Here is a 14,125-nt window from a genome sequence, read left to right as displayed (position 1 = left end):
TGACAAACGATTTAACACTGCATTTACATGAATTTCATCCCTGGTTTTATACGTCTTTCCTATAGGTTGCACTCGCTCACGCTTTTATGGGTTGCACCTTTAAAAAGTGTTAAGCACCGCATAAAAACTGGGCTCAGAAACCGCCGCGCGTTCTTTTTCACAGCTAACTAATCGTTAACAATCCATTCATTTTCCAGCTTGCAGACCAGGTCACATTTAACACGGTTGCACAAAGTTGCAACATGGTGGATATTTCACGCTATCAACAGAACGCTATTACAGAACAACAGGAGTTTTGGCATGGGGATGACCACCATGGGGGTTAAGCTGGATGACGCTACCCGCGAACGGATTAAAACCGCTGCGACCCGTATCGACCGCACGCCGCACTGGTTAATCAAGCAGGCGATTTTTAACTATCTGGAAAGACTGGAGAGTGAAGAAGGTCTGCCGGAGCTGCCTGCCCTGCTGGCGGGCGCTGCGAACGAAGGCGAAGAGGCCGCGACGGCCGCTGATGAGAACCACCAGCCGTTCCTGGAATTTGCCGAGCAGATCCTGCCGCAGTCCGTCAGCCGCGCCGCCATTACCGGCGCCTATCGCCGTGCCGAAACCGACGCCGTGCCGATGCTGCTGGAGCAGGCGCGCCTGCCGGAAGCCGTTGCCGCTCAGGCGCACAGCCTGGCGTATCAGCTCGCCGACAAGCTGCGTAATCAGAAAACCGCCAGCGGACGCGCCGGTATGGTGCAGGGTCTGTTGCAGGAGTTCTCCCTCTCCTCGCAGGAAGGCGTGGCGCTGATGTGTCTGGCGGAAGCGCTGCTGCGTATTCCGGATAAAGCCACCCGCGATGCCCTTATCCGCGACAAAATCAGCAACGGCAACTGGCACTCCCACATTGGCCGCAGCCCGTCCCTGTTTGTGAACGCCGCCACCTGGGGCCTGCTGTTTACCGGCAAGCTGGTCTCCACCCATAACGAAGCCAACCTGTCGCGCTCCCTGAACCGTATTATCGGCAAGAGCGGCGAGCCGCTGATCCGCAAGGGCGTGGACATGGCAATGCGCCTGATGGGCGAGCAGTTCGTCACCGGGGAAACCATTGCCGAAGCGCTGGCGAACGCCCGCAAGCTGGAAGACAAAGGCTTCCGCTACTCCTACGACATGCTGGGCGAAGCGGCGCTGACCGCCGCCGACGCGCAGGCCTACATGGTCTCTTACCAGCAGGCGATCCACGCCATCGGTAAAGCGTCCAACGGTCGCGGTATTTATGAAGGGCCAGGCATCTCTATCAAGCTTTCCGCCCTGCACCCGCGCTACAGCCGCGCGCAGTACGACCGGGTGATGGAAGAACTCTACCCGCGCCTGAAGTCCCTGACCCTGCTGGCGCGCCAGTATGACATCGGCATCAACATCGACGCCGAAGAGGCGGATCGTCTGGAGATCTCCCTCGATCTGCTGGAAAAACTGTGCTTCGAGCCGGAGCTGGCGGGCTGGAACGGGATTGGTTTCGTTATCCAGGCCTACCAGAAACGCTGCCCGTTCGTCATTGACTACCTGATTGACCTGGCCAGCCGCAGCCGTCGCCGCCTGATGATCCGTCTGGTGAAGGGCGCCTACTGGGACAGCGAAATCAAACGCGCCCAGATGGAAGGTCTGGAAGGCTATCCGGTCTATACCCGCAAGGTCTACACCGACGTCTCTTACCTCGCCTGCGCGAAAAAACTGCTCGGCGTGCCGAACCTGATTTATCCGCAGTTCGCCACCCACAACGCCCACACCCTGGCGGCGATCTACAGCCTGGCGGGTCAGAACTACTATCCGGGCCAGTACGAGTTCCAGTGTCTGCATGGCATGGGTGAACCGCTGTACGAGCAGGTGACCGGTAAAGTGGCCGACGGCAAGCTGAACCGTCCGTGCCGTATTTATGCCCCGGTAGGTACCCACGAAACCCTGCTGGCCTACCTGGTGCGTCGTCTGCTGGAGAACGGGGCGAACACCTCCTTCGTTAACCGCATCGCCGATACCACCCTGCCGCTGGACGAACTGGTGGCCGATCCGGTACAGGCCGTAGAGAAGATGGCGGCGCAGGAAGGCCAAATTGGTCTGCCGCATCCGAAGATTGCCCTGCCGCGCGAGCTGTATGGTGCAGGTCGCGTCAACTCGGCGGGTCTGGATCTCGCCAACGAACACCGTCTGGCGTCGCTCTCTTCTGCCCTGCTTAACAGCGCATTGCAGAAGTGGCAGGCCAAACCGATCCTTGAGCAGTCCGTTGAAGACGGTGAAATGCAGCCGGTGATCAACCCGGCAGAGCCGAAGGATATCGTCGGCTACGTGCGCGAAGCCACAGAAGCGGAAGTGGATCAGGCTTTGGAGAGCGCGGTGAACAACGCGCCAATCTGGTTTGCCACCCCGCCGCAGGAGCGTGCCGCCATTCTGGAACGCGCGGCGGTGCTGATGGAAGATCAGATGCAGCAGCTTATCGGCATTCTGGTGCGTGAAGCGGGTAAAACCTTCAGCAACGCCATCGCCGAAGTGCGTGAGGCGGTCGACTTCCTGCACTACTACGCCGGTCAGGTGCGTGATGATTTCGACAACGAAACGCACCGTCCGCTCGGCCCGGTGGTCTGTATCAGCCCGTGGAACTTCCCGCTGGCAATCTTCACCGGCCAGATTGCCGCGGCCCTTGCCGCAGGCAACAGCGTGCTGGCAAAACCGGCAGAGCAGACTCCGCTGATTGCCGCTCAGGGCATTAACATTTTGCTGGAAGCGGGCGTACCGGCGGGCGTGGTGCAGCTGTTGCCGGGGCGCGGTGAAACGGTGGGTGCCAAACTGACCTCCGATAACCGCGTGCGCGGCGTGATGTTTACCGGTTCGACCGAAGTAGCCTCCCTGCTGCAACGCAACATCGCCACCCGTCTGGATGCGCAGGGCCGTCCAACGCCGCTGATCGCTGAAACCGGCGGCATGAACGCCATGATCGTGGACTCCTCCGCGCTCACTGAGCAGGTCGTCGTTGACGTGCTGGCCTCTGCCTTCGACAGCGCGGGTCAACGCTGTTCCGCCCTGCGCGTGCTGTGCTTACAGGATGACGTGGCTGACCACACGCTGAAGATGCTACGCGGTGCGATGGCGGAATGCCGCATGGGCAACCCGGGCCGTCTCACCACCGATATCGGGCCGGTGATCGACGCGGAAGCCAAAGCCAACATCGAAAACCACATTCAGACCATGCGTGCCAAAGGCCGTCCGGTGTTCCAGGCGGTGCGTGAGAACAGTGAAGATGCCCGCGAGTGGCAGACCGGCACCTTCGTGCCGCCAACGCTGATTGAGCTGGCAAGCTTCGACGAGCTGAAAAAAGAGGTCTTCGGTCCGGTACTGCACGTGGTGCGCTACAACCGTAACAACCTCAACGAGCTGATCGATCAGATCAACGCCTCGGGTTACGGCCTGACGCTTGGCGTGCATACCCGTATCGACGAAACCATTGCCCAGGTGACCGGCAATGCTAAAGTCGGCAACCTGTACGTCAACCGCAACATGGTTGGCGCGGTCGTGGGCGTGCAGCCGTTCGGCGGTGAAGGTCTCTCCGGCACCGGCCCGAAAGCGGGCGGTCCGCTCTATCTGTACCGTCTGCTGGCTAACCGTCCGGAAAATGCGCTGGGCGTGACGCTGGCGCGTCAGGACGCGGACTATCCGGTGGATGCGCAGGTGAAAACCGTGCTGACCCAGCCGCTGGACGCGCTGATTAAGTGGGCAGAAAACCGCCCTGAACTGCGTGCAATTGCGCAGCAGTACGGCGAGCTGGCGCAGGCCGGTACCCAGCGCCTGCTGCCGGGTCCAACCGGTGAGCGCAACACCTGGACGCTGATGCCGCGCGAGCGTGTGCTGTGCATGGCGGATGACGAGCAGGATGCGCTGGTGCAGCTGGCAGCCGCTACAGCAACGGGCTGTGAGGTGCTGTGGCCGGAAGATGCGCTGCATCGCGACCTCGCCAAACAGTTGCCAAAAGCGGTCTCGGCTCGCATTCGCTTTGCGAAGGCCGATGCCCTGCTGACCCAGCCGTTTGACGCGGTGATCTACCACGGTGATTCCGACCAGCTGCGCGAACTGTGTGAGCAGGTTGCGGCCCGCAGCGGTGCCATCGTTTCCGTGCAGGGCTTTGCGCGCGGGGAAACCAACCTGCTGCTGGAGCGTCTGTACGTGGAGCGCTCGCTCAGCGTCAACACCGCGGCGGCAGGCGGTAACGCCAGCCTGATGACAATCGGTTAATCGTGTAAACTTTCCCCGGTGACGCTACGCTTACCGGGGCTACAAAATCACCGTAGGCCGGATAAGCGCAGCGCATCCGGCTTTTTTACACGGAGGGAATGATGAAAAGAGTATTTCTCGCAGGCGCAGCCCTGCTCATGAGCGCCAGCGCGCTTGCCGACGAGTGCAACAACGCGACCACCCAGCTCGAACTGAACACCTGTAGCGCGCAGCAGTACCAGGCCGCCGATAAAAAGCTCAACGAGACCTATCAGGCCGCCATCAAACGTGCGGCTGCACCTCAGCGCGATCTGCTGAAAAAGGCGCAGCAGGCGTGGATCAGCCTGCGCGACGCGGACTGTGCGTTTATCGGTTCGGGTACGGAAGGCGGGAGCGTTCAGCCAATGATTGTGAACCAGTGTCTGGCGGAAAAAACCGTGGAGCGCGAAGCGTTTCTGGCCACGCTGATGCAGTGTGAAGAAGGCGACTTAAGCTGTCCCCTCCCGCCGGGCTGACGCGGCACTGAACTATTCCCTCTCCCACAGGGCCGAGGGTTCCCCACAAATTAATGCGAGCACTGAGCAATCCCCTCGCCCCTCCGGGGAGAGGGTTAGGGTGAGGGGAATATACGGCGGTGGTGGTCATTCCGTTCACTTTATGTTCCTTGCTACTCTGTAACGACATGACCGGTGAACGTGCCAGGGTGGCTCAGTCGCCACCACCCTGGCGACCCGGGCTCCCGGCGGTAAATCGCCGCTTCGCGGTGCCCTCGGCTTATTCCTTCCGGCTTATCGGGTACGGGCGGAGGCAACGTCCCTGTAAAGCCGCCCTCTCGGCGCATCCCTGCGCCTCGCCCCGGCCGGAAGGCAAACGCCTCAGCGATTTACAGCCGGACCAGGGCATCGCTGACAGCCCTCAGTCATTTAGAAAGCAACTTTATTGCTTCTGCATAAAAAAATTACTGGGGATCCCTCAGCCCACAGGGAGAGGGTTAGGGTGAGGGAAATTAGCGCACACGGATCCCTTCGATAATCATCCGCTGCACGTTTTCCAGGGTGCTCTGGAAAAACGCCTCGTCCTGGAGCGTTTTACCGGTTACCGCCTCGACCTGGGCCGCGAAGTCAGCGTAGTGCTGGGTTGAGGCCCAAATCATGAAAATCAGATGCTGCGGATCGACGGGCGCCAGTTTTCCGCTGGCGACCCATCCGGCAATAATGGCCGATTTTTCGTCCACCAGCTGCTTTAGATCTCCCGTCAGCTCCGCCTGCAACAGCGGCGCGCCCTGTAACATCTCCAGACAAAACAGCCTCGATGCCTGGGGATAATCACGCGATACCTCCAGCTTCAGGCGTATGTACTCCTCTATCGCCACCAGCGGGGCCAGCTCTTCGCGAAATGCTTTAAGCGGTGCGAGCCAGATATCCAGGATCTGCTGCATCACCGCCACATATAGCGCCTCTTTCGACGGGTAGTAGTAGAGCAGATTGGTCTTGGACACCCCGGCCTGCTCCGCCACCTGCTCAAGGCGTGTACCGTGAATACCAAACTGCGAAAATGTCTCCAGCGCGGCGCTGAGGATCGCCTGTTTCTTGGCGCTCACCGCCTGCGAACGTTTACCGGGTGTTTTCACTGCGCCTTGTGTCATTTTCGCTCTCCATTTTCTGTCCTGCGCTCAGCATAGCAAAACCCCCGTCTCGCCACGACCTTCTGCACCCTCAGCGCGCATGAGTGCCTGTTTTCTGTGCAATGATTTTGACCACTTAGTCCACATTTTCGCTGTTAAATTTAACAACCACCAGTTAACACCCTAATAACAAAGTATTTTTCAAAACTGGCACTCCCTTTGCAAAAACGTCGTGACACCTGCGACGTAATGAAGAGAGGTTCGTGATGAAAATTGGCGTATTTGTACCGATCGGCAACAACGGCTGGCTTATCTCGACCACGGCCCCGCAATACATGCCGACCTTTGAGCTGAATAAAGCCATCGTGCAGAAAGCGGAGCATTACCACTTCGACTTTGCGCTCTCGATGATCAAGCTGCGCGGTTTCGGCGGTAAGACCGAATTCTGGGACCACAACCTGGAGTCCTTTACCCTGATGGCGGGCCTGGCGGCGGTAACCTCGCGCATCCAGATTTACGCCACCGCCGCCACCCTTACCCTTCCCCCGGCAATCGTGGCGCGGATGGCCTCCACCATCGACTCCATCTCCGGCGGGCGCTTTGGCGTCAACCTTGTCACCGGCTGGCAAAAGCCGGAGTACGAGCAGATGGGGATCTGGCCGGGTGACGATTACTTCTCCCGTCGCTACGACTACCTGACTGAATACGTGCAGGTGCTACGCGATCTGTGGGGCACCGGCAAAAGCGATTTCAAAGGCGACTTCTTTACCATGAACGACTGCCGCGTCAGCCCGCAGCCGTCGGTGCCGATGAAGGTGATATGCGCCGGACAGAGCGACGCGGGAATGGAATTCTCGGCGAAATACGCCGACTTCAACTTCTGCTTCGGCAAAGGCGTTAACACCCCTGCCGCCTTCGCGCCCACCGCGGCACGCATGAAAGCGGCCGCCGACAAAATCGGGCGCGACGTGGGCTCCTACGTGCTGTTTATGGTGATTGCCGACGAAACCGACGACGCCGCGCGCGCCAAATGGGAACGATACAAGGACGGCGCCGACGAGGAAGCCCTGAGCTGGCTGACCGAGCAGAGCCAGAAGGATACCCGCTCCGGCGCGGACACCAACGTTCGCCAGATGGCCGACCCGACGTCTGCCGTTAATATCAACATGGGCACCCTGGTTGGCTCGTATGCCAGCGTCGCCAGAATGCTCGACGAAGTAGCTGCCGTGCCCGGCGCCGAAGGCGTGCTGCTGACCTTCGATGATTTTCTCACCGGCGTGGAAACCTTCGGCGAGCGTATTCAGCCGCTGATGCAGTGCCGCGCCCACATCCCTGCCGTGACGAAGGAGGTGGCGTAATGACGACCCTCAACGCTCGCCCGGAGGCCATCACCTTTGACGCGCAGCAGAGCGCGCTGATCGTGGTGGATATGCAAAACGCTTATGCCAGTAAAGGCGGGTATCTGGATCTGGCCGGGTTCGACGTCTCGGCCACGCAGCCGGTGATTGAGAATATCAAAACCGCCGTGAGCGCCGCGCGTGCTGCGGGCATGCTGATCGTCTGGTTCCAGAATGGCTGGGACGACCAGTACGTCGAAGCTGGCGGTCCCGGCTCACCCAACTTTCACAAATCCAATGCCCTGAAAACCATGCGCCAACGGCCTGAACTCCAGGGCACGCTGCTGGCGAAAGGCGGCTGGGATTATCAGCTGGTGGATGATCTGGTACCGGAAGCTGGCGATATCGTGCTGCCGAAACCGCGCTACAGCGGCTTTTTCAATACCCCGCTCGACAGCCTGCTGCGCAGCCGGGGCATTCGTCATCTGGTCTTTACGGGCATTGCCACCAACGTCTGCGTGGAGTCCACCCTGCGCGACGGCTTCTTCCTCGAGTATTTTGGCGTGGTGCTGGAAGACGCTACCCATCAGGCCGGGCCGGATTTTGCCCAGAAAGCCGCCCTGTTCAATATCGAAACCTTTTTTGGCTGGGTCAGTAACGTCAATGATTTCTGCGACGCGCTGGATCCCCCGCTCGCCCGCATCGCCTGAGGAGAACCGCTATGCCGAAATCCGTGATTATTCCGCCGGGCACCAGCACCCCGATAGCCCCGTTTGTCCCCGGTACCCTCGCCGACGGCGTGGTGTATGTCTCAGGCACGCTGCCGTTTGATAAAGACAACAACGTGGTGTTTATCGATGACCCAAAGGCGCAAACCCGCCACGTGCTGGAGACGATCAAAACCGTGATCGAAACGGCGGGTGGCACGATGGAGGACGTGACCTTCAACAGCATCTTTATCACCGACTGGAAAAACTACGCCGCGATTAACGAGATCTACGCGGAGTTTTTCCCCGGCGATAAACCGGCGCGATTTTGCATCCAGTGCGGGCTGGTAAAGCCTGAAGCGCTGGTTGAAATTGCCACCGTTGCGCACATCGCGAAGTGAGGCCGCCATGAAACTGTCCATTTCCCCGCCCCCCTTTGCGGGCGCGCCCGTGGTGGTGCTGATTGCCGGGCTCGGCGGCAGCGGGAGCTACTGGCTGCCTCAGCTCGCCGTGCTGGGGCAGGAGTATCAGGTGGTGTGCTACGACCAGCGGGGCACGGGGAATAACCCGGATACCCTGCCGGAAGACTACACCCTCGCACACATGGCTGACGAGCTCGCACTGGCGTTAGCCGGGGCCGGGATCGCCCGTTACTGCGTGGTCGGCCACGCGCTGGGGGCGCTGGTCGGCCTGCGGCTGGCTATCGATAAGCCTGACGCCCTCACCGCGCTGGTTTGTGTCAACGGCTGGCTGACCCTCAATGCCCATACCCGACGCTGTTTTGACGTTCGCGAACGTCTGCTGCATGCGGGCGGGGCTCAGGCGTGGGTAGAGGCACAGCCGCTGTTTCTTTACCCGGCAGACTGGATGGCTGCCCGCGCTCCGCGGCTGGAGGCCGAGGAAGCGCTGGCGCTGGCCCATTTCCAGGGCAAAGCCAATCTGCTGCGCAGGCTGCATGCGCTGAAACAGGCCGATTTCAGCCGCCACGCTGCACGCGTTCGCTGCCCCGTGCAGATTATTTGTTCCACCGACGATCTGCTGGTGCCGTCCGTCTGCTCCGCGGAACTGCACGCCGCCCTCCCGCACGCCCGCAAAACGGTCATGCGCCAGGGCGGGCATGCCTGCAACGTGACCGCGCCGGACATCTTTAACACGCTGCTGCTGAACGGGCTTGCCAGCCTGCTGCACAGCCCTGAACCCGCTTTGTAAGGAGCCTGAATGAGCGAAGCCATCACGCCCGCCGCGCTGGAAACGCTGTTTACCGGCGCACGTACCCATAACGGCTGGCTGGATATACCGGTCAGTGACGAGACTCTGCGCGAGATTTATGACCTGATGAAATGGGGGCCGACGTCCGCCAACTGCTCCCCGGCGCGCATTGTCTTTGTGCGAAGCCCGGAAGGAAAAGAGAAGCTGCGCCCGGCGCTCTCCAGCGGCAACCTTGAGAAAACGCTCACAGCCCCGGTCACGGCAATTGTCGCCTGGGACAGCGAGTTTTATGAGCGCCTGCCTGTACTGTTCCCGCACGGCGATGCCAGAAGCTGGTTTACCTCCAGCCCCGCACTGGCGGAAGAGACCGCCTTTCGCAACAGTTCGATGCAGGCCGCGTACCTGATCTTCGCCTGCCGCGCGCTCGGGCTCGACACCGGGCCGATGTCCGGCTTTGACCGGGAAAAAGTGGACGCGGCCTTTTTCACGGGCACGCTGCTTAAAAGCAATCTGCTGATTAACATCGGTTATGGCGATATGAGCAAAGTCTATGGGCGCTTACCGCGTCTGACCTTCGAAGACGCCTGCGGGCTGGCGTAAGGAGCCATCATGACGACACCCGATCAACAAACCTTCCGTGATGCCATGGCCTGCGTCGGTGCGGCGGTCAATATCATCACCACCGACGGCCCTGCGGGAATGGCGGGCTTTACCGCCAGCGCGGTATGCAGCGTGACCGATTCCCCGCCCACTCTGCTGGTTTGCCTCAACCGTGGCGCGTCCGTCTGGCCGATTTTCAGCGAGAACCGCACCCTGTGCGTTAACACGCTGAGTGCCGGACAGGAGCCATTATCCAACCTGTTTGGCGGTAAAACGCCGATGGCGGAACGCTTTGCCGCTGCCCGCTGGCAGACAGGCGACACGGGCTGTCCACGTCTGGAAAATGCCCTGGCCTCGTTCGACTGCCGCATCAGCCAGGTGGTTAGCGTCGGCACCCACGACATTCTGTTTTGCGACATCGTATCCATCGTTCGCCACCCGGCACCGCAAGGGCTGGTGTGGTTCGACCGCGGCTATCACGCACTTATGCGACCCGCCTGTTAATCCGCATTCAGGAGACAGAACATGTTCGAACTTCCTCACTGGCAGTTGAAATCGACCTCCACAGAAGCAGGCGTGGTCGCGCCGGATGAAAGGCTCCCGCTCGGGCAGACAATGGTGATGGGAGTGCAGCATGCGGTCGCGATGTTTGGTGCGACGGTGCTAATGCCCATGCTGATGGGGCTGGATCCTAACCTCGCCATTTTGATGTCGGGTATGGGTACCCTGCTGTTCTTTTTTGTCACCGGCGGGCGCGTGCCCAGCTATCTGGGCTCCAGCGCCGCCTTTGTGGGAGTCGTTATTGCAGCGACCGGGTTTAACGGTCAGGGCATTAACCCCAACCTGAGCGTGGCCCTCGGCGGCATTATCGCCTGTGGGCTGGTCTACACCCTTACCGGTCTGGTGGTGATGAAAGTCGGCACGCGCTGGATCGAGCGGATGATGCCCCCCGTCGTCACCGGGGCGGTGGTGATGGCGATAGGCCTGAACCTCGCGCCGATTGCGGTGAAGAGCGTATCCGGCTCGCCGTTTGAAAGCTGGATGGCGGTGATTACGGTGCTGTGCATCGGCGTGGTGGCGGTCTTTACGCGTGGGATGATCCAGCGGCTGCTGATCCTGGTCGGGCTGATTGCGGCCTGTCTGATCTACGCGCTGCTGGCGAACGTGTTTGGTCTCGGCAAGCCGGTTGATTTCACACTGATTCACCAGGCCGCCTGGTTCGGGATGCCGCACATGACCTCGCCCACCTTTAACGCTCAGGCGATGATGCTCATCGCGCCTGTCGCGGTGATCCTGGTGGCTGAAAACCTGGGCCACCTGAAAGCCGTAGCGGGAATGACCGGGCGCAATATGGATCCGTATATGGGGCGGGCGTTTGTGGGAGACGGTCTGGCGACCATGCTCTCCGGCTCGGTCGGCGGCAGCGGCGTGACGACCTACGCGGAAAATATCGGCGTGATGGCAGTGACCAAAGTCTACTCGACGCTGGTCTTCGTGGCGGCGGCGGTGATGGCGATACTGCTCGGCTTTTCCCCAAAATTCGGCGCATTGATCCACACCATCCCGGCACCCGTGATTGGCGGCGCCTCGATTGTTGTATTTGGTCTGATTGCCGTCGCGGGGGCACGCATCTGGGTGCAGAATCATGTTGATCTGAGCCAGAACGGTAACCTGATCATGGTGGCGGTCACGCTGGTGCTGGGCGCAGGCGACTTCGCCCTGACGCTGGGCGGGTTTACGGTGGGCGGGATTGGTACGGCGACCTTCGGCGCGATCCTGCTCAACGCCCTGCTTAGCCGACGCAAAGGGGATGAAGCGCAAGCGGAAGCCATCACCCCCTGAACCTGAAATAGCCGGGTGACGCTACGCTTACCCGGCCTACATGCCAATTGTAGGCCCGTGCAAGCGAAGCGCCGCCGGGCAAAACGGACAGCGTGCGCGTTGTTAGCTATCCGCCCCTTGTTCAGTGCCCAACCCGGCAGTCGCCTTACGTCGTTTTTTTAACTTTAACTCGCTCACCAGCACCCCGGCGACAATAAATGCCGCGCCCACCAGCGCCAGCAGCGGCAGACGCTCCCCGGCGAGTCGCCCGAAAATACCCGCCCACACCGGTTCACCGGTATAGATGACCGTCGCCCGTGTCGGAGATACGCTGCGCTGCGCCCAGTTCATGGTGACCTGAATAATAGCGCTAAAAATGCCCAGCCCCAGCGCCACGACGATAAGCCCGGTAGACATCGGCGGGACGGACTCCCCTGCCGGCACCATCGTCGCGAACGCCACCAGCGACGCGGTGGCAAGCTGCACGACCGTCACCCGCTTGACGTCCACTTTTCCTGCCCAGGCGCTAATCAAAATAATTTCAGCCGCAATGGCAACTGCCCCCACCAGCGTGATGATCTCTCCCGGCCCCAGCGCCAGCAGATTATTTTCCGGCCCGGCTAATAAAATGAGGCCGATGAACGCCAGCACGATACCAATGCACGACATCAGGCCCGGTATTCTGCCCAGGCACAGCCACTGCAACAGCGGCACCAGCGGTACGTACATGGCGGTGATGAAAGCGGATTTACTGCTGGAGATAGACTGAAGCCCCCACGTTTGCAGGCTATAGCCCATGGCAATCGCCACGCCAATAGCGACACCCGCTTTAAGCTCTGTCAGGGTCAACCCGCGCAGGGTTTTCAGCGAAATAAGCGCCACGGCAACCGCCGCGGTTGCAAAACGCAGCCCTACAAAGAAAAACGGATCGCTCATCGTGACCGCTTACTGAACGGCAAGAAAGGTTCCGCCCCAGAACATGGTGATCAAAATCAGGATGGCTTCCTGAGGCTTAATGGAGAAAGTAAAACGGGAAACGGACATGGGACACCAGCACGAAGAATCAATCCTGTAGTGTGCGATGCCTTAGATTACAGTTCAATGTAGCAGACATAAAAAAACCGCCGGGAAACCCGGCGGCAGAGAGTTAACCCGGCGTACTACTTGTTGCTGCCGTGGCTATTTTTACCCCCTTTTTTGCCAGCCTCTGATGCGCGCTGAGGGTCGTTTTTAAAATTGCCCCCGCTAGACTGGCCACCTTTACGACCTGCTTCTGATGCTCTTTCACGGTCTTCAGCGAAATTACCTGAACCACCACGATGGTTTGCCATCTCTAACCTCCAGAGTGTGAAACATTAGACATCATATTGCATTCAGTAAAAGAGGATTCTTTCACCTCGCGGCTCAAGGACAGTGCCTTTATCTGTGCCGCGTGAATCTAAGCTTAGTGTAATGCGGCTATCCGGCAAGCGAGAGGTAATATTCTGCAACATGATCTCAGCCTTTCGTATGAAATATTGAGGAGGTCATCCATAAGCCATTCTTATATTTTGAAAAATCAGCGCCGCTAAAGTTGTTTCATTTTGCTACAAAGCACGTAACGAAAAGATATTGTTATATATCAAATAAATGCCGTTCATTTTTGCAGTCTGGCCGTGATGTCATATCTTTAAAGTAACGCAGCGATCCGCTGTAAGAAAAACCAACGAGGAGTGATGCAAAATGGCAAAAGTTCTGGTGCTCTATTATTCCATGTATGGACACATTGAAACCATGGCTCACGCAGTTGCAGAAGGCGCAAACAGAGTAGACGGCGTTGAGGTTGTGGTTAAACGCGTACCGGAAACCATGCAGGCGGAAGCCTTCGCCAAAGCCGGGGGAAAAACACAAAACGCCCAGGTCGCCACCCCGCAGGAGCTCGCGGACTATGATGCCATTATCTTCGGCACCCCGACCCGCTTCGGCAATATGTCCGGCCAGATGCGCACCTTCCTCGACCAGACGGGCGGGCTCTGGGCCTCCGGCGCGTTATACGGCAAGCTGGCCAGCGTGTTCAGCTCTACCGGCACAGGCGGCGGCCAGGAGCAGACGATCACCTCAACCTGGACTACCCTTGCACATCATGGGATGGTGATTGTGCCGATTGGCTACGGCGCGCAGGAACTGTTCGATGTTTCCCAGGTTCGTGGCGGGACACCGTATGGCGCGACAACCATTGCCGGTGGGGATGGTTCACGTCAGCCAAGCAATGAAGAACTTTCGATCGCCCGCTATCAGGGTGAATACGTCGCGGGTCTTGCCAAAAAACTGAACGGCTAACCCAACAGGAGGACAAGTATGCCAACTCAAGAATCCAAAGCTCACCACGTGGGCGAATGGGCAAGTTTACGCAATACCTCTCCGGAGATTGCAGAAGCCATCTTTGAAGTCGCCAGGTATGACGAAAAGCTGGCTGAGCAGATTTGGGAAGAAGGCAACGATGAAGTGCTGGTTCGCGCTTTCGAAAAAACCGACAAAGACTCGCTGTTCTGGGGCGAGCAAACCATCGAACGTAAAAACGTCTGAATGTTCCCCCCGCCCGCGCG

Annotated in this window: 13 protein-coding genes and 1 pseudogene; 11 read left to right on the top strand and 3 right to left on the bottom strand. The window is 59.4% G+C overall.

The features are described 5' to 3' along the window. The first annotated feature begins 300 nt into the window (after positions 1-300). Both putA and ACQG03_RS08285 read left to right on the top strand, forming a co-directional pair. The gene (gene putA, locus ACQG03_RS08290; protein ID WP_063163653.1) at positions 301-4,263 is read left to right on the top strand and encodes a trifunctional transcriptional regulator/proline dehydrogenase/L-glutamate gamma-semialdehyde dehydrogenase; all 3,963 of its coding nucleotides are present in this window, start codon (positions 301-303) and stop codon (positions 4,261-4,263) included. A gap of 101 nt (positions 4,264-4,364) precedes the next feature. Next, positions 4,365-4,757: a lysozyme inhibitor LprI family protein gene (locus ACQG03_RS08285; protein WP_038415806.1), complete on the top strand. Its 393-nt coding sequence runs from the start codon at positions 4,365-4,367 to the stop codon at positions 4,755-4,757. 491 nt (positions 4,758-5,248) lie between these two features. Here the strand turns inward: ACQG03_RS08285 and rutR are convergent, their stop codons facing one another. Further along, positions 5,249-5,887: an HTH-type transcriptional regulator RutR gene (gene rutR / locus ACQG03_RS08280; protein ID WP_022647683.1), complete on the bottom strand. Its 639-nt coding sequence runs from the start codon at positions 5,885-5,887 to the stop codon at positions 5,249-5,251. A 245-nt stretch (positions 5,888-6,132) separates the two neighbouring features. On the opposite strand from rutR, the gene rutA reads away from it, so the two are divergent. From rutA to rutG, 7 genes are read left to right on the top strand one after another with little or no spacing between them, the layout of a single operon-like run. Then, positions 6,133-7,224 (top strand): pyrimidine utilization protein A, encoded by a 1,092-nt coding sequence (gene rutA / locus ACQG03_RS08275; protein ID WP_023305836.1) that lies wholly within the window; start codon positions 6,133-6,135, stop codon positions 7,222-7,224. Continuing rightward, a complete protein-coding gene (gene rutB / locus ACQG03_RS08270; RefSeq protein ID WP_032624505.1) occupies positions 7,224-7,913 on the top strand; it encodes a pyrimidine utilization protein B in 690 nt (229 codons plus the stop codon). Before rutA ends, rutB begins: the two co-directional genes overlap by 1 nt. An 11-nt stretch (positions 7,914-7,924) precedes the next feature. Beyond that, positions 7,925-8,311 (top strand): pyrimidine utilization protein C, encoded by a 387-nt coding sequence (gene rutC / locus ACQG03_RS08265; protein WP_015570870.1) that lies wholly within the window; start codon positions 7,925-7,927, stop codon positions 8,309-8,311. Positions 8,312-8,318: 7 nt separating this feature from the next. Further along, complete coding sequence (gene rutD, locus ACQG03_RS08260) at positions 8,319-9,119, top strand: pyrimidine utilization protein D (RefSeq protein ID WP_022647680.1); 801 nt, start codon at positions 8,319-8,321, stop codon at positions 9,117-9,119. Between the two features lie 9 nt (positions 9,120-9,128). Beyond that, positions 9,129-9,719: a malonic semialdehyde reductase gene (locus ACQG03_RS08255; protein WP_022647679.1), complete on the top strand. Its 591-nt coding sequence runs from the start codon at positions 9,129-9,131 to the stop codon at positions 9,717-9,719. Positions 9,720-9,728: 9 nt separating this feature from the next. Further along, positions 9,729-10,223, top strand: a complete 495-nt coding sequence (gene rutF, locus ACQG03_RS08250) for an NADH-dependent FMN reductase RutF (protein WP_023299762.1) — start codon at positions 9,729-9,731, stop codon at positions 10,221-10,223. A 21-nt stretch (positions 10,224-10,244) separates the two neighbouring features. Continuing rightward, the gene (rutG, locus tag ACQG03_RS08245) at positions 10,245-11,561 is read left to right on the top strand and encodes a pyrimidine utilization transport protein G (RefSeq protein WP_063163375.1); all 1,317 of its coding nucleotides are present in this window, start codon (positions 10,245-10,247) and stop codon (positions 11,559-11,561) included. Positions 11,562-11,663: 102 nt separating this feature from the next. Here rutG and ACQG03_RS08240 read toward each other — a convergent pair. Together ACQG03_RS08240 and ACQG03_RS08235 are read right to left on the bottom strand one after the other, a co-directional pair. After that, a pseudogene (locus tag ACQG03_RS08240) lies at positions 11,664-12,584 on the bottom strand (DMT family transporter). A gap of 116 nt (positions 12,585-12,700) precedes the next feature. Next, positions 12,701-12,871, bottom strand: a complete 171-nt coding sequence (locus ACQG03_RS08235) for a general stress protein (protein ID WP_001273664.1) — start codon at positions 12,869-12,871, stop codon at positions 12,701-12,703. 391 nt (positions 12,872-13,262) lie between these two features. Between ACQG03_RS08235 and wrbA the strand changes: the two genes are divergently transcribed. Together wrbA and ACQG03_RS08225 are read left to right on the top strand one after the other, a co-directional pair. Further along, a complete protein-coding gene (gene wrbA / locus ACQG03_RS08230) occupies positions 13,263-13,859 on the top strand; it encodes an NAD(P)H:quinone oxidoreductase (protein ID WP_022647675.1) in 597 nt (198 codons plus the stop codon). A gap of 18 nt (positions 13,860-13,877) precedes the next feature. Further along, a complete protein-coding gene (locus tag ACQG03_RS08225) occupies positions 13,878-14,105 on the top strand; it encodes a YccJ family protein (protein WP_022647674.1) in 228 nt (75 codons plus the stop codon). Positions 14,106-14,125 lie beyond the last annotated feature (20 nt).

Origin of the sequence: Enterobacter cloacae complex sp. 342H5, assembly GCF_050030905.1 — a bacterium.
In the GTDB taxonomy this organism is placed as follows: Bacteria; Pseudomonadota; Gammaproteobacteria; order Enterobacterales; family Enterobacteriaceae; genus Enterobacter; species Enterobacter intestinihominis.
Note: the sequence above shows the minus strand (reverse complement) of the source record. Positions and strands in the feature narration are given on the sequence as shown.